This window comes from Cellulomonas sp. PhB143 (genome assembly GCF_003752595.1).
GTDB lineage: Bacteria > Actinomycetota > Actinomycetes > Actinomycetales > Cellulomonadaceae > Paraoerskovia.
Genome location: NZ_RKIJ01000015.1, coordinates 26,294 through 51,325, shown reverse-complemented (window position 1 = coordinate 51,325; position 25,032 = coordinate 26,294). Strand labels below are relative to the sequence as shown.

General features: G+C 74.1%; 18 protein-coding genes and 1 riboswitch. Of the genes, 6 read left to right on the top strand and 12 right to left on the bottom strand.

Annotation, left to right across the window (positions count from 1 at the left end; genetic code table 11):
* Window position 1 precedes the first annotated feature (1 nt).
* From EDF32_RS12975 to EDF32_RS12935, 9 genes are all read right to left on the bottom strand, one after another.
* Window positions 2–1,249, bottom strand: coding sequence for an ROK family transcriptional regulator (locus EDF32_RS12975; RefSeq protein WP_123308984.1), 1,248 nt, complete (start codon window positions 1,247–1,249; stop codon window positions 2–4).
* A 74-nt stretch (window positions 1,250–1,323) separates the two neighbouring features.
* Window positions 1,324–1,974: a sugar O-acetyltransferase gene (locus EDF32_RS12970; RefSeq protein WP_123308983.1), complete on the bottom strand. Its 651-nt coding sequence runs from the start codon at window positions 1,972–1,974 to the stop codon at window positions 1,324–1,326.
* Complete coding sequence (locus EDF32_RS12965) at window positions 1,971–4,112, bottom strand: alpha-galactosidase (protein WP_123308982.1); 2,142 nt, start codon at window positions 4,110–4,112, stop codon at window positions 1,971–1,973. The genes EDF32_RS12970 and EDF32_RS12965 overlap by 4 nt, the downstream gene beginning before the upstream one ends.
* Before the next feature lie 44 nt (window positions 4,113–4,156).
* Window positions 4,157–5,236, bottom strand: coding sequence for a LacI family DNA-binding transcriptional regulator (locus EDF32_RS12960; protein ID WP_233565906.1), 1,080 nt, complete (start codon window positions 5,234–5,236; stop codon window positions 4,157–4,159).
* Between the two features lie 28 nt (window positions 5,237–5,264).
* Entirely contained in the window at window positions 5,265–7,304 is a 2,040-nt protein-coding gene (locus EDF32_RS12955; RefSeq protein WP_123309042.1) for a beta-galactosidase, read from the bottom strand.
* A gap of 47 nt (window positions 7,305–7,351) precedes the next feature.
* A complete protein-coding gene (locus tag EDF32_RS12950) occupies window positions 7,352–9,118 on the bottom strand; it encodes a beta-galactosidase family protein (protein WP_123308981.1) in 1,767 nt (588 codons plus the stop codon).
* Between the two features lie 92 nt (window positions 9,119–9,210).
* Window positions 9,211–10,569, bottom strand: a complete 1,359-nt coding sequence (locus EDF32_RS12945) for a sugar ABC transporter substrate-binding protein (protein ID WP_123308980.1) — start codon at window positions 10,567–10,569, stop codon at window positions 9,211–9,213.
* Between the two features lie 97 nt (window positions 10,570–10,666).
* Window positions 10,667–11,674, bottom strand: coding sequence for a carbohydrate ABC transporter permease (locus EDF32_RS12940; RefSeq protein WP_123308979.1), 1,008 nt, complete (start codon window positions 11,672–11,674; stop codon window positions 10,667–10,669).
* Between the two features lie 4 nt (window positions 11,675–11,678).
* Complete coding sequence (locus EDF32_RS12935; protein WP_123308978.1) at window positions 11,679–12,617, bottom strand: carbohydrate ABC transporter permease; 939 nt, start codon at window positions 12,615–12,617, stop codon at window positions 11,679–11,681.
* Between the two features lie 197 nt (window positions 12,618–12,814).
* Between EDF32_RS12935 and EDF32_RS12930 the strand changes: the two genes are divergently transcribed.
* The 3 genes from EDF32_RS12930 (at window position 12,815) to metE (ending at window position 18,121) form a co-directional block, all read left to right on the top strand.
* Complete coding sequence (locus EDF32_RS12930) at window positions 12,815–14,347, top strand: ATP-dependent DNA ligase (RefSeq protein WP_123308977.1); 1,533 nt, start codon at window positions 12,815–12,817, stop codon at window positions 14,345–14,347.
* A 151-nt stretch (window positions 14,348–14,498) separates the two neighbouring features.
* A riboswitch (SAM riboswitch) is annotated at window positions 14,499–14,602 on the top strand.
* 49 nt (window positions 14,603–14,651) lie between these two features.
* Window positions 14,652–15,659 carry a methylenetetrahydrofolate reductase gene (locus EDF32_RS12925; protein ID WP_123308976.1) on the top strand — a complete coding sequence of 336 codons (1,008 nt, stop codon included), beginning with the start codon at window positions 14,652–14,654 and terminating at the stop codon, window positions 15,657–15,659.
* Window positions 15,656–18,121 (top strand): 5-methyltetrahydropteroyltriglutamate--homocysteine S-methyltransferase, encoded by a 2,466-nt coding sequence (gene metE, locus EDF32_RS12920; protein ID WP_123308975.1) that lies wholly within the window; start codon window positions 15,656–15,658, stop codon window positions 18,119–18,121. Before EDF32_RS12925 ends, metE begins: the two co-directional genes overlap by 4 nt.
* A 69-nt stretch (window positions 18,122–18,190) precedes the next feature.
* On the opposite strand, the gene EDF32_RS12915 is transcribed toward metE, so the two are convergent.
* Entirely contained in the window at window positions 18,191–19,948 is a 1,758-nt protein-coding gene (locus EDF32_RS12915) for a SulP family inorganic anion transporter (protein WP_123308974.1), read from the bottom strand.
* Between the two features lie 101 nt (window positions 19,949–20,049).
* Entirely contained in the window at window positions 20,050–20,280 is a 231-nt protein-coding gene (locus EDF32_RS12910) for a hypothetical protein (protein WP_123308973.1), read from the bottom strand.
* A 160-nt stretch (window positions 20,281–20,440) separates the two neighbouring features.
* On the opposite strand from EDF32_RS12910, the gene EDF32_RS12905 reads away from it, so the two are divergent.
* The 3 genes from EDF32_RS12905 to EDF32_RS12895 all read left to right on the top strand — a co-directional run bounded on the left by EDF32_RS12905 (window position 20,441) and on the right by EDF32_RS12895 (window position 23,146).
* Window positions 20,441–20,713 (top strand): GlsB/YeaQ/YmgE family stress response membrane protein, encoded by a 273-nt coding sequence (locus EDF32_RS12905; RefSeq protein WP_123308972.1) that lies wholly within the window; start codon window positions 20,441–20,443, stop codon window positions 20,711–20,713.
* Between the two features lie 30 nt (window positions 20,714–20,743).
* Complete coding sequence (locus EDF32_RS12900) at window positions 20,744–21,655, top strand: PhzF family phenazine biosynthesis protein (protein ID WP_123308971.1); 912 nt, start codon at window positions 20,744–20,746, stop codon at window positions 21,653–21,655.
* Window positions 21,656–21,751: 96 nt separating this feature from the next.
* A complete protein-coding gene (locus EDF32_RS12895) occupies window positions 21,752–23,146 on the top strand; it encodes a sugar MFS transporter (RefSeq protein ID WP_123308970.1) in 1,395 nt (464 codons plus the stop codon).
* Here EDF32_RS12895 and EDF32_RS12890 read toward each other — a convergent pair.
* Complete coding sequence (locus EDF32_RS12890) at window positions 23,127–24,941, bottom strand: thiamine pyrophosphate-requiring protein (protein WP_123308969.1); 1,815 nt, start codon at window positions 24,939–24,941, stop codon at window positions 23,127–23,129. The genes EDF32_RS12895 and EDF32_RS12890 overlap by 20 nt on opposite strands.
* Between the last annotated feature and the right edge of the window lie 91 nt (window positions 24,942–25,032).

Sequence of the window (25,032 nt, the reverse complement as noted above, 5' to 3'; positions counted from 1 at the left end):
GTCAGGAGCCGAGGAGGAGGCCTGCCGCGCGGGGCGTGAACGCCTCGTCCAGCGCGAGGCACGCGGCCCCGATCGCGGCCGCGTGCACCCCGCCGACCGACGGCACGACCCGCACGGGATGCCGCCCCGGCAGCCGGAACCGGTCCACCGCGCCCTGCAGCCCGCGCTCCAGCCACGGGCCGAGGCGCTCCCACACCGGCCCCGAGGTGACGATCGTGTCCAGGTCGAGCAGCTCGCACACCCCGGTCACGGCGAACCCGAGCGCGTCGCCCGCGTCCGCCAGGAAGTCGTGCACCGCGGCCTCGCCCCGCTCGGCGCGGACGCGCAGCTCGTCGACGGCGGCGTCGGCCCGCAGGATCGGGTCGGGGGTGACGGCCGAGGCGGCGGCGAGCCCGATGCCGCGCGCCGTCGCGTTCGCCAGGAGCGACTCGGCGCTCAGCACCCCGCCGAGGCACCCGTCGCGCCCGCACGAGCACGGCCCCGACGCGCGGCCGATGCTCAGGTGCCCCGCCTCCCCCGCGTTGCCCGAGACCCCGCGCACCACCTCGCCGCCGCTGACCACGCCGACGGCGACGCCCGTCCCCGCGTACACCACGGCGGCGTCGCCGGAGTGCCCGCCGTCGGGGAACCAGAGGGTCGCGGCGGCGACGGCGAGGACGTCCTTGTCGAGCAGGGTCGGCAGGCCGGTGCGCCGGGCGACCTCGTCGCGCAGCGGGACGTCGTGCCACATCTTCAGGTGCGGCGGGTCGAGCACGAGGCCCCGCTCCCGGTCGATCGGTCCCGGGGTGACCACGCCGACCCCGACGAGCCGGTCGCGGCGCACCCCCGCGTCCTCGACGATCGCCGCGATCTCGTCCGCGACGACGTCGAGCACCGCCTCCGGGCGCTCGGACTCCGGCGTCGAGACCGCGCGCTGGGTCACGAGGTCGCCGGCCAGGTCGATCAGGGCGACGACCACCGCGGCCGGGTCGAGGTGCACGCCCACGGCGTACCGACTGTCGGGGACGACGGCGAGCGCCGTCCCGGGCCGGCCGGAGCCGGAGCGCCGCTGCAGCTCGCGCTCGGCGACGAGGCCCTCCTCGATCAGGCGGCGGGTCGCGTTCGTGACGGTCTGGGCCGAGAGGCCCGTGATGCGGGCGAGGTCCGCGCGGGTGCGGGAGCCGTCGCTGCGGCGGACGGCGTCGAGCACGGCGAACTGGTTGAACCCGGCCATCTGAGGCAGGTTCGTGCCTCGCGTCATCGTCGCCATCGAACGCACGGTAGCGCCTCCCTGTCGCCGCACCGCCTCCGGCCGCCGTGATCCACGGCCGCGACGACCGGGGGCTAGGGCCTCGAGAGCGTGCCCGGCGGCCGGAACCGCCACTCGAGGTCGGCGTCGGTGACCACCCGGAGCACGCGCGCCGGCACCCCGGCCACGACGACGCCGGGCGGCACGTCCGCCGTCACGACGCTCCCGGCTGCGACCACCGACCCTCGCCCGACGGTCACGCCCGGCAGGAGCACCGCGCCGGCACCGAGCCACACGTCGTCCTCGACGACCACGGGGGCCGAGAACTGCCCGCCGCCCCGACGCAGGTCCGGGTGCACGGGGTGGCCGGTCGTCGTGATCGTCACGTTCGGCGCGACCATCACCCGGTCACCGAGGGTGACCCCGACGTCGTCGACGAGGGTGAGGTTGGTGTTGACGTACACGTCGTCGCCGACCGTGACGTTCGCGCCGTACGCGACGTGCAGCGGCGGTTCGACCCATACGCCCTCGCCGACACCGCCGAGCAGCTCGCGCAGGAGGCGCTCCCGGGCCGCGGTGTCGCCGGGCCTCGTGTGCAGCAGGTCGAACGCCAGCTCCCTGGCGCGCACGCGCTCCGCCGCGAGCGCCTCGACGCCGGCGTCGGTGTAGAGCTCGTGCGCCGCCATCCGCCGCCGCACCTCGGCCTCGCGGTCGTCGGCCGCCTGCTCGTCGAGATCCCCGGTCATGCGACGACCCTCAGGCGCAGCAGCACCGCCTGCTCCGGCGCGAGGCCCGGCAGCGGCAGGCCGACCTCCCCGAGCAGCCCGCCGGGCAGCGTCACGACCCGCTCGTCCCACCACGGCGGCGGCACGTCGCCGACGATCACGGGCTCGCCCGCGAGGTCCACCCGCTCGACGCGGTAGGTGCGCGCCGGGTCGAGGCCCGGCAGCCGCGCGGGCGGGGGCACGGCGTCGGGCGTCGAGGTCCGGCTGACGACGGCGAACGCCGCCTCGCTACCGTCCGGCGCCACGAGCCCGTGCACCCAGCACGACTCGTCCGGCCGGTCGGCGCGCACGGTGCGGCCCGTCGCGACGAGCGGGCGCAGCCCGCGCACCAGCGCCGCCCACCGCGTGATCGCCGCCAGCTCCTGCTCCCCGACCCGCGTCAGGTCCGACTCGATGCCGCTGTGCCCGAACGTCGCGGTGACCAGGCGCAGCCCGAGCGACTGCGTGCGGCCGGTGGTGTGCGAGCGGGCGTCGCCGACGTGCGTGCCCACGAGCTCCGGCGGCACGAGCAGGCCCGTCCACCGCTGCACCTGCTCGCGCTCGAGCGCGTCGTTGGTGTCCGACGCCCAGACCCGCGCCGTGCGGTCGAGCACGTCGAGGTCGACCCGGCCCCCGCCCGAGGAGCACGACTCGATCTCGACGCCCGGGAACCGGGCCTGCAGCTCGTCCATCAGGCGCCGGGTCGCGAGCACCTGCGGGCGCGAGGCGGCGTCGAGCACGTCCCGGTTCTGGTCCCACTTGAGGTACTCGACCGGGTACTCCTCGAGCAGCGCGACCAGCGCGTCGCGCACGTGCGCGTAGGCGTCCGGGCGGGCGAGGTCGAGCACCTGCTGGTGGCGCCACCCGACCGGGTCGCGGCCCGGGGCCCCGCGCAGCACCCAGTCCGGGTGCGCCCGCGCGAGGTCGGAGTCGGCGTTGACCATCTCGGGCTCGACCCACAGGCCGAAGTCCATGCCCAGCCCCCGCACGTGGTCGACCAGCGGGTGCAAGCCGTCGGGCCACACCCCCGCGTCGACCGTCCAGTCGCCGAGGCCCCGCCGGTCGTCGCGGCGCCCGCGGAACCAGCCGTCGTCGAGGACGAACCGTTCGACGCCGACGCGCGCTGCGGCGTCGGCCAGGTCGCGCAGGCGGACGAGGTCGTGGTCGAAGTACACGGCCTCCCACGTGTTCAGCGTGAGGGGGCGGGGCTTCGGGGCACGCCCGGGCCGGGCACGCACCCAGGCGTGGAAGCGCTCGGAGGCCCCGTCGAGGCCGTCGCCCGACCACGCGGCAAGGGTCCGCGGCGACTCGTACGCCTCGCCCGGCGCGAGATGTACGTCCCTAGGGCCCCAGATCTCGCCCGCGCCGACGACGGTGTGCCCGCTCGGCAGGTGCTCGACGCGCACGGCGCTGTCCCCGCTCCACGCGTGGTGCACCACCCAGGTCTCGCCCGCGCGGAAGCCGAACCCCGGCGTCCCGACGACCGTCGCGAACGGTGCGTCGTGCCCGGGGCGGCCGTGCCGCGTCTCGCGCGACCACACGCCGTCGCGCACCGGGAGCCGTTGCGGGCGCCGCTCGCCCGACCAGTGCCCCGACAGGTCGAGGATCTCCCCGGCCCTCGCGGGCAGCGGGAGCGTGGAGGCGACGCTCGTCAGGGCGTACGACGACGTCCCGGTGTTGGTCACGGCGGTGCGGCTCTCGAGGACGCCGGAGGCGCCCAGGGCGAGGGTGACGACCACGCGCAGGCCGGCCGCGTCGTCGGCGAGGACGGTCCGCAGGGCCGCGCCGTCGGACGTGGTGCCGGCGTGCCGCAGGCCCGGGTGCGCGGCCGCGCGCGCCTCGTCCGACGCGTCGCCGGGCCCGCCGCCCGGCCGCCAGCCGGTCAGCCCCGGCCGCCCCGACCACCCGTCGGCGGGCAGCGGGACCAGCCTCGCGCGCAGCGGCACGTCGACGGAGCTGGCCGTGACCGCCGGCACCTGGGCGTCCGCGAGCGCCGCGAGCTGGGGGGCGGTCAGGTCGCCGAGGTCGCGTCCCCAGTGCACGACGACGGGGGTCGCGTCGCCGCGCGCATCCAGGACGACGCTCGTGCCGGCGGCGCGCAGGTGGTGGATCTCGGGCATGCGGTACCTCTCTGGTGCGGTTCTGGGGGCGTCGGCGCGGGGCCTCAGCGCAGGGCGCCCGTGCGCGGCGGTGCGGTGCTCTCGCGGGTGACGAGCTCGACCGGCACGGTCACGTGCACGTCCGACATGTCCTGCCCGCTGTCCATCTGCTCGGCGAGGAGGCGCACGAGCTCCGCGCCGATCTTCTGGAAGTCCTGGCGCACCGTGGTCAGCGGCGGCCACAGGTAGCCGGCGAGCGCGACGTCGTCGAACCCGACGACCGAGACCTCCTGCGGCACGCGCACGCCGCGCTCGTGCAGCGCGCGCACCACGCCCGCGGCCATCTCGTCGTTGGCGCAGAACACGGCCGTGACGTCGTCCAGGTCGAGCCCGGCGCCCCACGCGTACCCGGCCTGCGCGGTCCAGTCGCCCTCGCCGTGCGGCGGGACGGGGCGGCCCGCGGCCCGCAGGACCTGCGCCCAGACGTCGCGGCGCTCCTGCGCGGGCCCCGACTCCGCGGGCCCGGCCAGGTGGTGCACGGTGCGGTGCCCGAGCCCGAGCAGGTGCTCGACGAGGAGCCGCGAGCCCTGGCCCTGGTCGGTGCCGACGGCCGGCCGGCTGCCGAGGAGCCGCGAGTCGGAGACGACGACGGGCAGCCGCGCGGGCAGCAGCAGGTTCTCGGTCGCGGACAGCTCCGAGCGGATGATCACGAGGCCGTCGATCGACTGGTGGTTGAGCTGCGCGACGGCCTCCGTCATGTCGTGGGTCGTCGGGGCCAGCACGTCCACGAGGGTCACCGTCAGCCCCAGCGCGCGCGCCGCCTCGACCACGCCCTCGACCGTGCGCGACTCGCCGGTGCGCGCGAGGCGGTGGGCGATCAGCCCGATGGTCCCGAACCGGCCGTAGCGCAGCGCGCGGGCCGCCGTGTTCGGCGCGTACCCGAGCGTCTCCATCGCGGCGAGGACGCGGTCGCGGGTGTCGGCGCGGACGCTCGGGTGCCCGTTGGCGACCCGCGAGACGGTCTGCGAGGAGACCTGCGCGAGCGCCGCGACGTCCGCCATCGACGGCCCCGGGCCCTTGCGCCGGCCCCCTGCGGCGGGACGCACCTGCACGCCGGCCGTCCCCGACCCACCCAGCTGGTCCACGGTTCCCTCCTCGCCGGTCGCCACGACCCTAGTGGGCGACCCGGAGCACGGCGACGCCGCGCGCGGACAGGGCCACGACGCCGTCGGCCACCTCGCCGACCAGCGCCTCGGCCCGCACGCCCTCGCCGGCGAGATCGACGTCGACGGGCGCGTCCGTCCGGTTCACGAGGAACCAGAAGGTCGCCGCGCCGCGGGTGCGCACCGTCAGCTCGACCGCGCCGCGGGCACGGTCGGGCAGCTCGCTGCGGACCCCTGCGCCGTCGAGCACCGTGCGCAGCGTCGCCGCCACGCCGTCCGGCCCCGCGGCGCCGAGGCGCGTCCCCACGTAGGTCGCCGAGCCGTGCCCGACGGCGTGCCGCGTCACGGCGGGCCGGCCCGCCTGCTCGCCGTCGGCGTACGCGGACAGGACCTCGACGCCGCCGGCCACGACGTCGACCGGGTCGGCCCACAGGCCCACGGTCCGCCCGTCGTCGAGGCGGGGCGCCTCGTCGTCGAGCAGCGGCGCCATCTCCTGGACGCGGACCCCGAGCAGGTCGCGGAACGCGCCCGGGTAGCCGCCCAGCCACGCGTGGTCGTGCTCGTCGACGATGCCGGAGAAGTAGGTGGTCACCAGGTGACCGCCGTCGGCCACCCACGCCGCGAGCCGCGCGGCGAGGTCCGCCGGGACGACGTGCAGGACGGGCGCGACGACGACGTCGTAGCCGGCGAGGTCGCTCGCCGCCGGGACGACGTCGACCCGCACGCCGAGCGCGAGGAACGCCGAGTACCAGTCGAGCGCCTCGCGGTGGTAGCGCAGGCGGTCGCTCGGGTGCGAGTCGAGCTCGGACGCCCACCACGAGTCCCAGTCGAACAGGATCGCGGCACGGGCGTGCTCCCGGCGCGCGCCGACGACCGGCGCGAGCCGGCCGAGCGTGCGACCGAGGTCCACCACGGCCCGGAAGACGTCGCTGTCCGCGCCGGCGTGCGGGACCATCGCCGAGTGGTACTTCTCGGCGCCCGCGGCGGACTGGCGCCACTGGAAGTAGCAGACGGCGTCGGCGCCGTGCGCGACGTGCGTGAGCGAGTCGCGCGCCAGCTCGCCGGCACGCTTGGGCCGGTTGACGGGCTGCCAGTTGACCGCGCTCGTCGAGTGCTCCATGAGGAACCAGGGCTCGCCGCCCGCGATCCCGCTCGTGAGGTTGGCGGAGAACGACAGCTCGTCCGGGCCCTGCGGGCCCGGGTGCACGTAGTGGTCGTTCGAGACGAAGTCGACGTCGCCGGCCCACGCGGCGTAGTCCATGCCGGTCGTGTGCGCCATGACCATGAAGTTCGTCGTCACCGGCACGGTGGGCGCGTGCCGGCGCAGGACGGCGCGCTCGGCGCGCAGGTGGTCCCGCAGCGCGTCCGAGGAGAACCGCTTGAAGTCGAGCTGCTGCGTCGGGTTCGGGTGCGCGGCGGCCAGGCGCGGCGGCAGGATCTCCTCCCAGTCGCCGTAGCGCTGGGACCAGAACGCGGTGCCCCACGCGGCGTTGAGCGCGTCGAGGGAGCCGTACCGCTCGCTCAGCCAGGTGCGGAACGCGGCCGCGGCGTCGTCCGAGTAGTCCCAGACGTTGTGGCAGCCCAGCTCGTTGTTGACGTGCCAGGCGACGAGCGCCGGATGGTCCGCGTAACGGCCCGCCATCGCCTCGACGAGCTCGAGCGCGTACCGGCGGAACACGGGCGAGGTGGGCCGCCACTGCTGGCGCGCGCCCGGCCAGAGCGTCTCGCCGGTCCGCGTCACCGGCAGGACCTCGGGGTGCAGGCGCGTCAGCCACGGCGGCGGCGAGGCGGTGGCGGTCGCCAGGTCCACCCCGATGCCGTTCGCGTGCAGCAGGTCCATGGCCTCGTCGAGCCACCCGAAGTCCCACTCCCCCGGCGCCGGCTGGAGGCGCGCCCACGAGAAGATCGCGAGGGAGACGACCGTGACGCCGGCCTCGCGCATCAGCGCGACGTCCTCGTCCCACACCTCGCGGGGCCACTGCTCGGGGTTGTAGTCCGCGCCGAACCCGAGGGCCGCGACGTCGTCCGCGCTGCGTGGCGCGCCGGGCATGCCGAGGCGCTGGAAGGTGGGTGCGGGGGTGGTGCTCGCGGTCATGCTCACTGCTCCGTGTGTCCGAGGTCGGGTCCGGCGACGAACCGTGCCGTCGCGGTGGCTGCGCCGTGCAGCTCGAGGATGGTCAGCTCGTTGTCCCGCGCCCGCAGCAGCGGCCCGGGGACGTAGAGGGTGCGGGTCGGACCGGCGCTCCAGTACCGGCCGAGGAGGAACCCGTTGATCCAGGCGAACCCCTTCGTCCAGCCGTCGAGGCGGAGGAAGTGGTCGCGCCCGGGCTCGGTGGCGAACGTCGCGAGCCGGAACGCAGGCCCCGCCACGGGCCGCATCGATTCGACCCGGTCCCGGCCGCGCAGCCGCTCGACGAGGGCCCCGGGCAGCTCCGCGAGATCCAGGGGCGTGACGTCCCACCGGTCCAGACGGCGGGTCGCCGTGCGCGCCGGCCCGACGAGCCCCTTGGGCTCGCCGATGCGGGGGCCGTAGCCCACCCGGCCCTGGTCCTCGACGACCAGCTCCAGCGTCCCGGCCCGCGCGGGCAGCGGCAGCGTCGTCGCGTGCTCCGCCCGGCTGAGGACGCCCACCGGCGCGCCGTCGAGGAGCGCGAGCGCCCGGTCGCGGACCTCGCCCACGGCCAGCGCGACGTCGTCGGGCAGGACCTCGGTCCGGTAGGAGGTCAGACCCGACCACGCCCCCACCTCGTCCATGGTCGGCAGGTGCTCGTGCCGGGAGCCCTCGCCGAGCAGGCCCCGTGCGTCGGTCCACGCGAGCGCGCGGTCGAGGACGAGATCCAGCTCGGGGGCCGGGACGCGGGCCGCGGGCAGCTCGTCCGGGACCGGCGCGTACCGCGCGATCACCTCCCGCAGCGCGAAGTACTTGTCGGTCGGGTCGCCGCTCTCGGAGAGCGGGGCGTCGTAGTCGTACGACGTCGTCACGGGCACGTACACGCCCTTGTCGTTCGCGCCGTTGGTCAGACCGAAGTTGGTGCCGCCGTGGAACAGGTAGAGGTTCACCGACGCGCCGGAGGCGAGGAGCTCGTCGAGGTCGTCGACGTTCAGCCCCACCGGGGCGGTGTGGTGGTGCTGCCCCCAGCTGTCGAACCAGCCGTTCCAGAACTCCCCGCACATCAGCGGACCTGTCGGCTGGTGCCGGCGCAGGGTCGCCAGCCGCTCGGCCGCGCGCGAGCCGAAGGTCGCGGTGCGGTGCAGCTCGGGCAGGCCGCCGCGGGCGAGCATCGCATCGTCCGCCTGGTCGCAGGTCAGGAGCGGGACGTCGATCCCCCCGTCCCGGACCATCCACACCAGGGCGCGCAGGTACCCGGGGTCGTCGCCGTACGCGCCGTACTCGTTCTCGACCTGGACCGCGACCACCGGGCCGCCGCGGCCGACCTGCCGCTCGGCGACGATCGGCAGGAGCGCCGCGTAGTAGTCCGCGACGGCGGCCAGGTACCGGGGCTCGTCGCGCCGGACGCCGACGGCCGGGTCCGCGAGCAGCCAGGCGGGCAGGCCCCCGCCGTCCCACTCCGCGCAGACGTACGGGCCGGGACGCACGATCGCGTGCAGGCCCTCTGCCGCGACGAGATCGAGGAACCTGCCCAGGTCGCGGCGCCCGTCGGTCTCGAAGACCCCGGGCCGCGGCGCGTGGAAGTTCCACGCCACGTACGTCTCGATCGTGTTCAGGCCCATGAGCCGCGCCTTGCGGATCCGGTCCGCCCAGTGCTCGGGGTGGACGCGGAAGTAGTGCAGCGCCCCGCTGATCACCTGGAACGGCCGACCGTCGAGGAGGAAGTCCTCCTCGCCGATCTCGAACGTGCTCATGCCTCCGCCTTACGTCGTGGGTGGGGAACCCGGGCCGGCGGCGGGAGACTGCCGCCGGCCCGGGCGATCGCGGGCGCCGCTGCGCGAGGGCGCTACTTGTTCACCGAGAAGCCCTGCTCGTTGCCGTACTTCGCGCTCGCGTCCTGCCAGGCCTTCAGGCCGTCCGCGAGCGACGTCGACCCGTCGATGTAGGCCTTGCCGACCGTGTCCTTGTAGATGCTGTTGGCATAGACCTGGTACGGCAGGTACTGCCAGTCCGGGGCCACGTCCTTCGCCGCCTGCGACAGGACCTCGTTGATCTTCTGCCCGCCGAAGTACGGGAACTCCTTGTCGAGGAACTCCTTCGAGTCGAGGTCCTTCGTCGTCGCCGGGAACGCGCCGCCGTCGAGCCGGGTCTGCACGCCCTCGTCGACCGTGGCGTACTTCAGGAAGGCGTAGGCGAGCTCCTTGTTCTTGCTCGCCTCCATCACGGACAGCGCGCTGCCGCCGCTCTCCGCCGTGACGGACTCGCCCTCGGAGTACTGCGGCATCGGCGCGACGCGCCACTTGCCCTTGCCGTCCGGGGCGCCGGACTCGAGGTTCGCCGGCATCCACGCCCCGGTCACCAGGGTGGCGATGGTCCCGTTGCTCATGCCCTGGAACCACTCGTCCGTCCAGCCGTTGACCGGGGAGAGCAGCTTCTCGTCGATCATCTTCTGCCACTGCGTGGCGTACTTCGTGCTGCCCTCGTCCGAGAAGTCGATCTTCACGTCGGTGCCGTCGACGGAGTACGGGTGGCCGCCGGCCTGCCAGATGAAGCTCGTGCTCGTCCCGGCGTCGCCGTTGTCCGAGGTGATGTAGGCCTTCGGATCGGCGGCGTGCAGCTTCTTGGCCGCTTCGTAGTACTGGTCCCACGTCTTCGGCACGTCGATGTCGTACTTCGCGAACAGGTCCGCGTTGTAGAACATCGCCATCGGCCCCGAGTCCATCGGCAGGCCGGAGACGATGCCGCCCTGGTCGACGGCGTTCCACGGCCCGGGCGAGAACGTGCCGTCCAGGTCTCCGGCGCCCATCTGCTTCAGGTCGGCCAGGGACTTGCCGATCGCGAACTGCGACTGGGCGAAGTACTCGATCTGCGCGACGTCGGGGATGCCGTCTCCGGCGGCGAGCGCGTTCTGCAGGGCCGTGTACTGGTCCTGGCCGGTGCCCACGTTGGCGAGGTCGACCTTGACCTTCGGATACTTCTTCTCGAAGTCGGTGACGACGTCGGTCAGGGTGGGCTCCCACGCCCAGACGGTGATCTCCCCGCCCTTGTCGAGCGCGGCCTGGATGTCGGAGGCCGCGTCGGCGGACGAGACGGCGCTGCCGCCGCCCCCGTCGTCGGACCCCGAGCTGCATGCGGCCAGGGCGAGCGACAGCGCTCCTGCCAGGGCTGCGGACCGCACCAGCGTGCGGCGGTGACGGATCTTCATGATGGTTCCTCTCACTTCGTCGTCGAGACTCACGGCATCGGGACTCACTGCATCGGGACTCACTGCATGGGGACTTGCTGCATCGGGACGGGCCGGGTCACTCCTTGACCGAGCCGGCCGCGAGGCCGGACTGCCAGTAGCGCTGGAGGAAGAGGAAGGCGATGACGAGCGGCAGGATCGTCAGCAGGGCGCCGGTGATGACGAGGTTGAAGATCGCCTCGCCGCCCGCGGTGGAGGACTGGGAGTTCCAGGCGTTCAGCCCCAGCGTGAGCGGGTACCACTTCGGGTCGCGCAGCATGATCAGCGGCAGGAAGTAGTTGTTCCAGGTCGCGACCATGGTGAACAGCAGCACGGTCACGATCCCCGGGGACAGCAGCGGCAGGCTGACGCGGAAGAACGTGCGCACCTCCCCCGCGCCGTCGATCCGCGCGGCCTCGAGCAGCTCGTCCGGCACGGCCTCGGCGGAGAACGTCCACATCAGGTAGAGGCCGAACGGGGAGATCAGCGACGGGATGATCACCGACCACGGGGTGTCGGTGATGCCCATCTGGCTGAACATCAGGAACGTCGGCACGGCGAGCGCGGTCCCCGGCACGGCGACGGCCCCGATGACGATCGCGAAGACGCCGCGCTTGCCGGGGAAGCGGAACTTCGCGAGCCCGTAGCCGCCGATGAGCGCGAGGAACGTCGCACCGCCGGCGCCGACCACCACGTACAGCACGGTGTTGGCGAACCAGCGCAGGAAGATGCCGTCGTCGTACGTCAGCGCCTGGCGGATGTTGTCCCCCAGGGCGAAGTCGCCGGAGAACCACAGCCCGAACGAGCTGAACAGGTCCTTCTGCGTCTTGGACGCGTTGATCACCAGCCACGCCAGCGGGACCAGGCTGTAGACGAGCACGACGCCGGTGAGCACCGTCAGCGTCAGGCTCCGCCTCGGGCGGGTGACCGACGCGCGGGGCCGGCGGGTCCGCAGGAGCGAGGCGCCGCCCGCCGGTCGTCCGGTGGCGGGGGCGGCGGACGACGTCGTCGAGCCGGTCCCGCTGCTGGTGCCCGCGCTGCCCGGGCGGCCGCCGCTCAGCCGGCCGGTGCTGCTCACGCTGCTCATCGGTTCATGCCTCCTTGCGCATACCGCGCAGCTGCACGACGTACGCCACCAGCATCGTGAGGAGCCCCATGATGATCGCGACGGTGGCGGCGTAGTTGTACTGCTGGCCCGAGAAGGACAGCGAGTAGGCGTACAGGTTCGGGGTGAAGTACGTCGTGATGTAGTTCGGGGACAGGCTCTGCAGGATGCTCGGCTCGTTGAAGAGCTGGAAGCTGCCGATGATCGAGAAGATCGTCGCGATGACCAGCGCCCCGCGGATCGCGGGGATCTTGATGGCGGTGATGATGCGCCACTGGCCCGCGCCGTCGATCTCGGCCGCCTCGTACAGCGAGTGCGGCACCACGCGCAGCGCGGCGAAGAAGATCAGCATGTTGTAGCCGACGAACTCCCACGTGACGATGTTGCCGATCGCGGCGAGCACGAAGCTCGACGTGATCGGGTCGGGGATGCTCGTGCCGAACGCGTCGTTGATGTTGCCGATGAGGCCGAACCGCGTCCCGTACATGAACCCCCACATCAGCGCCGCGACCACGCCCGGCACCGCGTAGGGCATGAAGATCGAGATGCGGAAGAAGTTCTTGCCGTACAGCCGCCCGGAGTCGATCGCGAGGGCCACGAGCAGCGCGATCCCGAGCATGATCGGCACCTGGATCAGCAGGAAGAGGCCGACCCGCGCGACGCCGGACCAGAACTGCGGGTCCTGAAAGGCCGCGACGTAGTTGTCGAGCCCGACGAACGTCGTCCCGCCCACGAGCTGGGTGCGGAACAGGCTGAGGTAGACCGAGTAGGCGATCGGCGCGAGGAACACCAGCGTGAAGACCGCCATGAACGGCCCGACGAACTTCCAGCCCGTCCAGGACCGACGCGTGCGCCGGGTCCGCACCCCCCGTGGCGGGGGCTGGCCGGCGAGCCCGCGACCGGTGGTGATGGACGTCGTCGTCATCGTGCTCCGCCCTCCATGGCTTCGGCCGGCCCGTTCCGACCCGGATGTTCACGTGAACTGTTTACGTAAACATCCGCTGTCGAAGGATCTTGGCACCCCCGCCCGGGCCTGTCAACGCCCCCGGCGCCGAACCGCGTCGGGCACGATCCCGCGCCGAGGCGCGCGACAGCGTCGGGAGCGGGTGGGACGATCGACGCGTGCTCCTCGCCGAGCTGGTCACCACGCACGCCGCCGTCGCCGCGACGCGCTCGCGGCTGCGCAAGCGCGAGCTGCTCTCGGACGCCCTGCGCGCCGCGGACCCGGGCGCCGAGGTCGAGATCGTCGCGGCGTTCCTGTCGGGGCGTCCGCGCCAGCGCCGCACCGGGCTCGGCTGGCGCACCCTGGGGTCGTTGCCGCCGCCGGCCGCCGGGGCGTCGCTGAGCCCCCAGGACGTCGACGCCGCGCTCGCGCACCTCGAACGGCTCGCCGGGACGGGCTCCCAGGCCGCGCGCCGGGCGTCCGTCGACGAGCTGTTCGCCCGCGCCACAGCCGAGGAGCAGGACTTCGTCCGCCGCCTGGTGCTGGGCGAGCTGCGGCAGGGGGCGCTGGACTCGCTGCTGCTCGATGCGATCGCCGAGGCCGCCAGGGTGCCGGTCGCCGCGGTGCGGCGCGCCGCCATGTTCAGCGCCCTCACCGGCCCGATCGCCCGCGCCGCTCTCGCCGGGGGCGCGGGCGCCCTCGACGCGTTCCGGCTCGAGCCCGGACGGCCGGTGCGGCCCATGCTCGCGGCGTCGGCGCCCGACGTCGCCGCGGCGCTCGAGCGCTTCGACGGCGCCGCCGTCGCGGCCGACACCAAGCTCGACGGCATCCGGGTGCAGGTGCACCGCAGCGGGGACGACGTGGTCGTGTTCACCCGGTCGCTCGACGACGTCACCGAGCGGCTGCCCGAGGTCGTCGCGGTCGTCCGCTCCCTGGACGTGCGCGCGGTGGTGCTCGACGGCGAGGCGATCGCGCTCGACGACGCCGGGCGCGCCCGCCCGTTCCAGGAGACCGCGGCGCGCACGGGCAGCCACGACGCGGAGGCGGGGAGCGCCGCCGTGCCCCTCAGCGTGCGCTTCTTCGACGTGCTCCACCACGACGGCACCGATCTCGTCGACGCACCGGCGGCGGAGCGCCTCGAGGTGCTGGACCGGGTGCTGCCGCCGGAGGCCGTGGTGTCGCGGCTGGTGTCCGCGGACGTCGGCGAGCTCGAGCGGTTCTTCGCCGACACCGTCGCCGCGGGCCAGGAGGGCCTGGTCCTCAAGGCGCTCGATGCGCCCTACGCCGCGGGGCGCCGCGGCGCCGGCTGGGTGAAGGTCAAGCCGCGGCACACGCTCGACCTCGTCGTGCTGGCCGTCGAGCGCGGGTCCGGGCGCCGCGAGGGCCTGCTGTCGAACATCCACCTGGGTGCCCGCGACCCCGCCACCGGCGGGTTCGTCATGCTCGGCAAGACGTTCAAGGGCATGACCGACGAGATGCTCGCGTGGCAGACGGAGCGGTTCCGCGAGCTCGAGGTCTCCGACGACGGCTGGCTCGTGACCGTGCGGCCGGAGCAGGTGGTGGAGATCGCCTTCGACGGCGTGCAGCGCTCCACGCGCTACCCCGGCGGGATGGCGCTGCGCTTCGCCCGCGTGCTGCGCTACCGCGACGACAAGGACGCGAGCGAGGCCGACACCCTCGAGACGGTGCGTGCCCTCGCCGCCGGCGCCTGACCGTCCCGGTCCACCCATCCCGCCGAGATGTCGAATTCCGCCCCTGGATTCGAAGAATCAGGGGCGGAATTCGACATCTCGGCGGACGGGGCGTCTCAGGGATCGGATGGTGGTTGGCCCGGATCCTGGGCACGCCGTACCGTGGACGGACACACCATCCAGAGCGGTCGAGAGTCCTGGCTCGACGACACCGCAGCAACCCCACCGACGGAAGCCTCCCGAGGGTCAGGGTGCTACAGCCAGGTTCGATGGAGAGATTCATGCATCCCGAGGCATCCTGCACGTGCACCCCCGGACCCGTCCGATGACCGTCACCGTCGGCACCGGGCACCGCCCCACCGTCTCGTTCGAGCTCATGCCCCCGCGCAACCCCGACGCGGCACCGAAGTTCTGGGAGACCGCTCGGCGGCTCGTCGCCGTGCGCCCCGACTTCGTGTCCGTCACCTACGGCGCTGCGGGCAACGACCGCACGACGGCGCGCACCGTCGTCGGCCGCCTGCTGCGCGACACCCCGGTGCTGCCCATCGCCCACCTGACGTGCGTGGGCGCCTCCGAGGAGGACGTGACCGACGTGATCGGCGACTTCCTCGACGAGGGCGTGCGGAGCTTCCTCGCGCTGCGCGGGGACCCGCCCAAGGACCAGCCCGACTGGCAGCCGGCCGCGGACGGCGTCGGCTCCAGCATCGAGCTCGTCGACCTGCTCCGGCGGGTCGAGGCGGAGCGCTGCGCCGCGAGCGCCAGCACCGCCCTGCGGGGGGCCGCGCGCCCCCTGACGATCGCCGTCGCCACGTTCCCCGAGGGGAACCGCGACGCCGGCACCACGCGCGAGCAGGAGGTCGCCCGCCTGCTGCAGAAGCAGCAGGCCGGCGCCGACTTCGCGATCACCCAGCTGTTCTACGAGGCCGCCGCGTACACGGGCTTCGTCGAGCAGGCCCGCGACGCCGGGGTCACGATCCCGATCCTCGCGGGCATCCTGCCCATGACCGAGCCGCGGCGCCTGCGCCGCGTCGAGGAGCTCATGGGCGTCCCGGCCCCCCGGACGATCGTCGCGGAGCTCGAGGCCGCGGCGGACGACGACGCCGCGCGGCACGCGCTCGGCGTCCGGCGGTCCGTGGAGCTCGCCCAGGAGGTGCTCGACGCGGGCGCTCCCGGGATCCACGTGTACACGTTCAACAAGCACGAAGCCGCACTTGACCTGCTCGAGGGTGTCCACCTCGGCGGCGGGAGCACCGCTCCCGACCTGGCCAGCGGGCCGTGGGTCATCGGTCGGACCACTCCTGCACCCGATACCGCAGAAGGACTCAGACGATGACTGCCCAGACCAGCACCCCGAACCCCGCCGCCTTTCCCGGCGGCACGATCCTCGGCTACCCCCGCATCGGCCGGCGGCGCGAGCTCAAGAAGGCCGTCGAGTCCTTCTGGGCCGGCGAGAGCGACGCCGTCGACCTCGAGGTGGCCGCCGCCGCCCTGCGCCGCGACACCGTGCGCCGCCTCGTGGCGCTCGGCCTGAACCCGGACGACGGCTCGGTGCCGGCGTCGTTCTCCTACTACGACCAGGTGCTCGACGTCGTCGCGATGCTGGGCGCCGTCCCCGAGCGGTTCCGCGACCTGATCGACCCGGACGACGGCTCGCTCGACCCGGCCGGCTACTTCACCGTGGCGCGCGGCCGTGGCGGCGACGCCCCGCTCGAGATGACCAAGTGGTTCGACACCAACTACCACTACCTGGTCCCCGAGATCGGCCCGACGACGCCCGTCTCCTTCGCCGACCACCGCGTCGTGCGCGAGTTCACCGAGGCCCTGGAGGCGGGCGTGACCACGCGCCCCGTCCTCGTCGGGCCGGTGACGTTCCTCGCCCTCGCCAAGCGCGAGCAGGCCGTGGCGCCCGACGACGACTTCGTCCCCCTCGACCGCCTGGACGACGTCGTCGCCGCCTACGCCGAGCTGCTGCGGGCGCTGGCGGCCGTCGGCGCGCCGTGGGTCCAGCTCGACGAGCCCGTGCTCGTGTCGGACTCGGTGGACGTGCCGGTCGAGCGCGTGCACGCCGCGATCGAGCGCGCGTACCGGGCGCTGGCGACCGAGCTCGCCCCCGCGTCGCCCGACGACGCGCTCGACGTCGTGCCCGAGCGCCCGCGGATCCTGCTGGCGGCGCCGTTCGGCGGCCTGGTCACGGCAGAGAGCGACGCGCTCGCGCTGCTCGCGGCCACCGACGTCGAGGCCCTCGCCCTCGACCTCGTCAAGGGCGACCTGCCCGACGGCGCCGGCGCGGCCACCTACCCCGGGCTCGCCCGCAAGACCGTGGTCGCGGGCGTCGTCGACGGCCACAACGTCTGGCGCGGCGACCTCGCCGAGAAGCTGTCCGCGGTGGAGACGCTCGCCGGACCGGACGGGCTCGGCGCGGGCGCGCTGGCCGTCGGCACGTCGACCTCGCTGCTGCACGTGCCGCACGACGCCGACGACGAGGAGTACCTGCCGGTCGGCGAGGCGCCCACGCCGGGGGCGGCGCGGCGCAAGCTCTACCCGCGGCTGCGGGAGTGGCTCGCGTTCGCCGACCAGAAGGTCGGGGAGGTCGCGGTGCTGGCCCGCGGGCTCGCCGAGGGCCGCGAGGCCGTCGCCGAGCAGCTGGCCGCGTCGTCCGAGGCCGTGGCCTCCCGGGCGGCCGCCGCGGGCGTCGTCGTCCCCGCGGTGCGTGAGCGCGCGGCCGCGCTGAGCGCCGCGGACTTCTCGCGGGGGCCCGTCGCGGAGCGCGTCGCCGCCCAGCGCGCGGCCCTCGACCTGCCCCCGCTGCCGACGACGACGATCGGCTCGTTCCCGCAGACCGCCGACGTGCGCCGGGCCCGGGCCCAGCACGCGCGCGGCGCCCTGGCCGACGCCGACTACGCCGCCGCGATGGAGGCGGAGATCCGCCGGGTCGTCGAGCTCCAGGAGCGGATCGGCCTCGACGTGCTGGTGCACGGCGAGCCGGAGCGCAACGACATGGTGCAGTACTTCGCCGAGCTGCTCGACGGCTTCGCGACGACGGCGAACGGCTGGGTCCAGTCGTACGGCTCGCGCTGCGTGCGCCCGCCGATCCTGTGGGGCGACGTCGTGCGCCCGGAGCCGATGACGGTCGGGTGGACGCGGTTCACGGCCTCCCTGACCGACAAGCCGGTCAAGGGCATGCTCACCGGACCGGTGACGATCCTCGCATGGTCGTTCGTGCGCGACGACCAGCCGCTCGGCGACACCGCGAACCAGGTCGGCCTCGCCCTGCGCGACGAGCTGGCGGACCTCGAGGCCGCCGGGATCGGCGTCATCCAGGTCGACGAGCCCGCGCTGCGCGAGCTGCTGCCGCTGCGCCGCGCGGACCAGGACGCCTACCTCGACTGGTCGGTCGGCTCGTTCCGGCTCGCGACGTCGGGCGTGGGGCCGGCCACGCAGGTGCACACGCACCTGTGCTACTCGGAGTTCGGCGAGGTGATCGGCGCGATCGACGCGCTGGACGCGGACGTGACGTCCGTCGAGGCGGCGCGCTCGCGCATGGAGATCGTGCCGGAGCTCGAGGCCGTCGGGTTCGCCCGCGGCATCGGCCCGGGGGTCTACGACATCCACAGCCCCCGGGTGCCGTCGACGGACGAGGTGACCGAGCTGCTCGGCCTCGCGGTCACCTCGATCGACCCCCGCGTCGTGTGGGCGAACCCGGACTGCGGGCTCAAGACCCGCGGCTACGCGGAGACGGTGCCGGCGCTGGAGAACCTCGTGGCGGCGGCGCGGACGGTGCGCGCGGGGCTCTGACCCGCCGCTCCGCTCCTGCCCTCCGCCGCCCTCCCCCGCCCTCGCGCCGAGCACGGGGTTCTCGCCGGATCAGCTCTCGCGATCCGGCGGGGACCCCGTGCTCGCGGCCCCGTTACCCGCGGCCCCGTCGCCCGCGGAGCGCGTGCGGCGCGACTCCGCCAGCTCGTACGCTTCGCGGATCGGGCCGAGGATGGCGGGGCCGGTCGGCAGCACCGAGGCGGCGAGCCGGTCGAGCGTGCCGTCCTCGACGAGGCGGCGCTGCAGGGCGTCCGGAACCCCGCACAGCACGACGGTGACCCCCTGGTCGTGCCAGCGCGTGAGCATCCGGTCCAACGACTTGAGGAACGTCGCGGACGGCACCCCCGCGGAGGCCCGGAGGGAGATGACCAGCGCCGCGTCCTCGACGTCGGTGGTCGCCGGCCACTCCTCCTCGAGCCGGTTCACCTCGGCGAAGAAGCCGGCGCCCGTGTAGTGCAGCACCGTCGTGCGCCCGCTGGGCAGGGTCGCGGGCGCGTCGGCGACCGCCCAGTCGCCGTCGCCCGTGCGCACGAGCTGCACGAGCCGCCCCTGGCGCGCCGACTGCACGGCGTAGAGCAGGATCGAGATACCGGCGCCGCAGAAGATCGCGACCTGCAGGGGCAGCTGCGTGGTGGCCAGGAACGTGACGACCATCGCCACGGCGGACAGGGGCGCCGTCCGCCACACGAGCCGGATGTCCGGCCAGCGCCCGACGACGAGCTCGCCGCCGATGACGAGCAGCAGCCCGCCGATCACCGGCATGGGGATCGCGGAGGCGAGCGGCCCGAGGGTCACGACCAGCAGCAGGAGCCAGACGCCGGCGAAGATCCCGGCCCACCGGGTGCGCGCGCCGCTGCTCGTCGCGATCCCGGTGCGCGAGAGCGAGCCGCCGGTCGGCAGCGCGGAGAAGAAGCCGCCCGCGACGTTCGCCAGCCCCTGGGCGGTGAAGTCCTTCGACGCGTCCGAGCGCGAGCCGTCCGGGTTCGGCACGGCCGCCCCGATCCCGGCCGCCTGGGCCAGGGCGACGAGCGCGATGGCGACGGCGCCGGTCGCGAGCGCGGGCACCGCGGAGAGGTCGGGCAGGGAGAACGGCGGCAGCGAGCGCGGCACGGCGGCGATGTCGGAGACCAGCTCGACGTCGACGTGCGCGACCGCGACGACGACGGTGACGACGACGAGCGCGACCAGCGTCGCCGTCGAGCGCAGCCTGCGTACGCGACCGATCACCAGCCAGACGAGCACGGTGGCTCCCGCGACCCCCACCGCCCACGGGTCCCAGGAGCCGACGTGCGCGACCGCCTCGACGAGCTTGGCGAGCGTGTTGCTGCGCTCGGGGGTGTACCCGGTGGCGTCCTTGACCACGCCGGCGACGATCTGCACCGCGATCCCGGCGGTGAAGCCGGTCATCACGGCGGTGGAGACGAACGACATGACCGAGCCGAGGCGGAGCAGGCCGAGCGCGAGCATCGCGACCCCGACCAGGACGGTGAGCGTCGCGACGGCGCCGACGTCGTCGGGCTGCAGTCCGGCGTCGGACAGGATGCTCGTCGCGGAGAGCGCGATCGCGCTGGTCAGGGTCGTGACCATGAGGACGGTCCGCGAGAAGACGGAGCCGACGACGGTCGGCACCACCCCGGACCACAGGCCCATCGGCGCGGCGAACCCGCCGATCGTGGCGTACGCCATGCCCTCAGGGATCGAGAAGAGGCCCGTCACCAGGCCGGAGACGACGTCCTTGCCCGTGGGCCGGCCGAGCCGGTCGCGGGGTCTCCCGGACGGCCGTTCGCGACCCGCCGCGCCCGCCGCCATCTGGAACCTCCACCCGCGCGGGGGCAACTCGCCCCCTCCGTCGACCGTCTCTGACCCCGCCGATCATGTCGGACGGAGCGTGCCGCGTCGACCGCGGGGCGTCAGTCCCGGCGCATCATCGGGATGAAGAAGGCGAGCGACGCCACGACGATCCCGCCGAAGAAGATGAAGGCGTTCTCCTCGGAGTAGCCGAGGCTCAGCAGGCCGAGACCGACGAGGAACAGGACGCACATCACGACGAAGTTCGTGACGCCCGCCATGGTCGACTCCTTCGCGGGGTCGCGCTCGCGGTCGTCGACGCGGTCGTCGACGCGGGTCTCGGGGGCGTCCATGGTTCCTCCTGCTGCGCGTGGGTCGGGCGGCCGTCGGCCGATGGTGCTCACGGTACCGTCCGCGACCTCTTGCGTGCCGATCCGGTTGCTGTCACAGTCAGGCGCCGCATATCGGTCGATGCGGTCATGTCACATCAAAACTCACGTCTGGAGCATCTCCATGGGCTGGATCGCCCTCATCATCCTCGGTCTGATCGCTGGCCTGATCGCCCGCGCCATCCTTCCCGGCAAGCAGACGAGCAGCCTGCTGCTCACCCTCGTCCTCGGCGTCCTCGGCGCCCTGCTCGGCGGCTGGATCGGGAGCGAGTTCTTCGACGGCGGGCTCGAGGAGTTCTGGGACCTGAAGTCCTGGCTGCTCGCCATCATCGGCGCCGTCATCGTGCTCGCGATCTACGGCGCGGTCTTCGGCCGCGGCCGCAGCCGGCGCGCCTGAGGCGTGGGTGGCTCGACGTAGCCTGCGCCCATGAGCACCGAGCGCGTCGAGCCACCCGCCCCGCACGACCCGACCGGCCGGAGCGTGCCGTTCCGCCAGGTCGACGTCTTCACCGCCGTCCCCTACCGGGGCAACCCCCTCGCCGTCGTGCAGGACGCGCGGTCGCTCACCGACGAGCAGATGGCCGCGTTCGCGCGGTGGACCAACCTCTCCGAGACGACCTTCCTGCTGCCGCCGACGCCGGAGGGCACGGCCCGCGGCGCGGACTACCGCGTGCGCATCTTCACCCCCGGCGGCGAGCTGCCCTTCGCCGGGCACCCCACGCTCGGCACCGCCCACGCGTGGCTGGAGGCGGGCGGCGTGCCGGCCGACGGCGCCGCCGTGGTCCAGGAGTGCGGCGTCGGGCTCGTCCGGGTGCGCCGCGAGCCGGGCGCGGGGCGCCTCGCGTTCGCCGCCCCGGAGCCGACGACGGACGAGCCCCTCGACGAGGCGACGCTCGCCACGGTCGTGGCGAGCCTCGGGATCGCGGCGGACGACGTCGTCGGGCACCGGTTCCTGGACAACGGCCCGGGGTGGAGGTTCGTGCTGCTGCGCACGGCGCAGCAGGTGCTGGACCTCGTCCCCGACGTCGCGGTGATGGGCGACCTGAAGGTCGGCGTCGTCGGCCCGTGGCCGGACGCGGCGCCGGGCGGGCCGGCGTTCGAGGTGCGCGCATTCGTCCCCGGCATCGGCATCCCGGAGGACCCGGTGACGGGGAGCCTGAACGCCGTGCTCGCGCAGTGGATGGTCCGCGAGGGACACGCGCCCGGCGCGTACGTCGCGGCGCAGGGCACGGCGCTGGGCCGCGCCGGGCGGGTGCACGTCGAGAGCGACGCGGACGGCACGGTGTGGGTCGGCGGCGACGTGGTGACCTGCGTCGAGGGCACGGTGCGCACCGCCTGACCGCGGCTCCCGCGGCGTGCGCGGGCGCGATGCGGCGTGACGCGGCGCACCGTCCGGCCGCTACCGCGGGTCGAAACGATTCGATACCATCGTGCGGTGCCTCCCGCCCCGCCCGCCGGCCCCTCCGCAGCCGGCCCCGCTGCCACCGACGTCGTCCGACGCGCCCGCTGGACGCTCGTCGCGATGTTCGGCCTCGTCGGCCTGACGTTCTCGAGCTGGCTCAGCCGGCTGCCGTCGATCCGCGCCGACCTCGGCATCTCCTCGGGCGAGCTCGGCGGCCTGCTCGTCGTCGGCGCGGTCGGCGCGACCGTCTCCGTCGTCAGCGCGGGCGCGCTGGTCGTGCGGTTCGGCAACCGGACGGTGCTCACCGCGGCGACCGCCGCCACCGTGGTCGGGTTCGTGCTCATCGGCGTCTCGACCGTCGTCGCGAACCCCGCGCTCTTCGCCGTCGGCGTCTTCGTCAACGGCCTCGCCGGGCCCGCCGCCAACGTGCCGATCAACCTCGACGCGGCCCTCGTCGAGAAGCACGTCGGGCGCGCGATCATGCCGCACTTCCACGCGGCGTTCTCGGTCGGCGCCGCCGTCGGCGCCCTCACCGCCGCCGCGTTCGCCCACGCGCACGTCTCGGTCGCGGTGCAGGTGATCGTCGTCGCCGTCGTCTCGGCGGCCGCCCGGTTCGCGATCGTCGCCCCGTGCACGGCGCTGGCGCACGAGGCCGAGGCCGAGGGCCGCGCCGAGGTCGTCGCCGGCGGCCGCGGGAGCAGCGTGCGGACGGCGCTGGCCGCCTGGCGCGAGCCGCGCACGGTGATGATCGGCCTCGTCGTGCTCGCCGCCGCCCTCTCGGAGGGCTCCGCGGGCGACTGGCTCTCGATCGCCGTCGTCGACGGGTTCGACGAGAAGGAGGCCGTCGGGGCGGTCGCCTACGCGAGCTTCATCGCGGCCATGACGGTCCTGCGCATCGCCGGGCCGCAGGTCATCGGCCGGTGGGGGCGCGTCGCCGTGCTGCGCGGGTCCGGGGTGCTCTCGCTCGTCGGCCTCGCGCTGTTCGGGTTCGCCCCGACGCTGGTGCTGGCGTGGGTCGGGATCCTCGCGTGGGGGCTGGGCGCGGCGCTCGCCAACCCCATCGGCATCTCGGCGGCGTCCGACGATCCGCGGCACGCCGCCGCGCGCGTCTCGGTCGTCACGTCCTTCGCGTCGTTCTCCAAGCTCGGCGCCCCGCCGCTGCTCGGCCTGGTCGCCGACGCGACGGGCGCGCGCCACGCGCTGATGCTCATATGCGCCGCGATGGTCGTCAGCCTCGTGTTCGCGGGACAGGTCCGCCCGCTCGGCGCGTCGGTCCCGCCCGTCCCGCCCATCCCGCCCGTCCCGCCCGCCGAGATGTCGAATTCGGCCCCTAGATTCGAAGAATCAGGGGCCGAATTCGACATCTCGGCGGAGGGTTCGGCAGGGGTCTCGGCGGACCGGGAGCCCCTCAGGAGTCGCCGCGGGTGACCGCGTTCTTCGCTGTCGCCACGACCTGCGCAGCCACCGCCCGGGCCGAGTTCCGGATCACCGAGCCCTCCGCGGGATCGCCCTTGACCAGCATCTCCAGGTACGACTTCGCCTGCGAGACGGTGATGTGGGGCGGCAGCGGCGGCACGTTCGGGTCGGTCCGGACGTCGAGCACCACCGGCCGGTCCGCGGCGAACGCCTGGTCCCACGCCGCGGCCAGGGCGTCCGGGTCGTCGACCTTGATGCCGCGCAGGCCGAGCAGCTCGGCGTAGCCGGCGTAGTCCATCTCCTCGACCAGCTGGGCGGTGTCGTAGCGCGGGTCGCCCGCCTCGCGCATCTCCCACGAGACCTGGGTCAGGTCGTCGTTGTGCAGCACGAGGACGATGAACCGCGGGTCCGCCCATGACTTCCAGTGCCGCTTGACGGTGAGCAGCTCGTTCATCCCGAGCATCTGGAACGCGCCGTCGCCGATGGTGCAGATCACGGGCCGGTCCGGGTGGGCGAACTTCGCCGAGACCGCGTACGGCATCGCGGCGAGCATCGACGCGAGCATCCCCGAGAGGTTGCCGTTCATGTGGCGCCCGAGCTTGATGTGGTGCCCGTACCAGTCGGCCGTCGAGCCGGCGTCGGCCGTGACGATGCTGTTCTCCGGGAGCCGCTCGTTGAGCAGGTGGTAGACCAGGCGCGGGTTGACCGCGTCGGACGTGACCCGCGCCTCGCGCTCGGTCACCTCGTCCCAGGTCTTCATCCCCTCGACGACGCCCTCCTGCCAGCTGCGGTCCTCCTTGCGCTGCAGGAGCGGCAGCAGCGCGGCCAGGGTCGCGCGCGCGTCGCCAGCGAGGTTCACCTCCATCGGGTAGCGCAGGCTCAGGTGCCGGGAGGCGAGGTCGATCTGCACGCCGCGCGCCTGGCCCGTCGGTGGGAGGAACTCCGCGTACGGGTAGTTGCTGCCGACCATGAGCAGCGTGTCGCAGTCCTGCATCATGTCGAAGCTCGGCTTCGAGCCCAGCAGCCCGAGCTGCTGCGTGTGGTAGGGCAGGTCGCCGGGCACGACGTCCTTGCCGAGCAGCGCGGTGACGATGCCCGCCCCGAGCTTCTCGGCGACGGCGATCACCTCGTCGGTCGCCCCGCGAGCACCGGCCCCGACGAGCATCGCGACCTTCCCGCCTGCGTTCAGCACGTCGGCCGCGCGGCGCAGCTCCTCCTCCGGCGGGGTCAGCACGGTCGACGCGTGCCCGACGCCGGTCCGCGACACCCAGTGCTCGAGCGCCGGCTCGGCCATCTCGAGCTCCTGCACGTCGGCGGGCAGGATCACCACGGTCGGGCACCGCTCCGCGCGGGCGATCCGCACGGCCCGGTCGACGACCGCCTGCGCGTGCATCGCGGTCGTCACGGTCTGCACGTACCCGGCGACGTCCTGGAACGCCCGCTCGAGATCCAGCTCCTGCTGGGCGGTGGTGCCCAGCGCGACCCGGCCCTGCTGTCCGACGATCGCGACGACCGGCTGGTTGTCGAGCTTCGCGTCGTACAGCCCGTTGAGCAGGTGCACCGCACCGGGCCCGGACGTCGCGACGCAGACGCCCACCTCCCCGGTGAACTTGGCATGGGCCGTCGCCATGAAGGCGGCGATCTCCTCGTGCGTCGGGCGGACGTAGGTGAAGTCCTTGCCGGCCTTCTCCGCGCGGCCCAGCGCGCCGTCGAACCCCCCGATCCCGTCGCCCGGGTACCCGTAGAACCGGTGCAGGTCCCACTCGATCAGGCGGTCGATGACGAAGTCGCTGACGGTGCTGCTCATGGAGACGCTCCCTTTCGTGTGCCTGGCGAGGGCGGCGCCTGCTCGACCGCCCCGTCCTCCGGTCTACACCGACCGGCCCCGACTCGCGGGC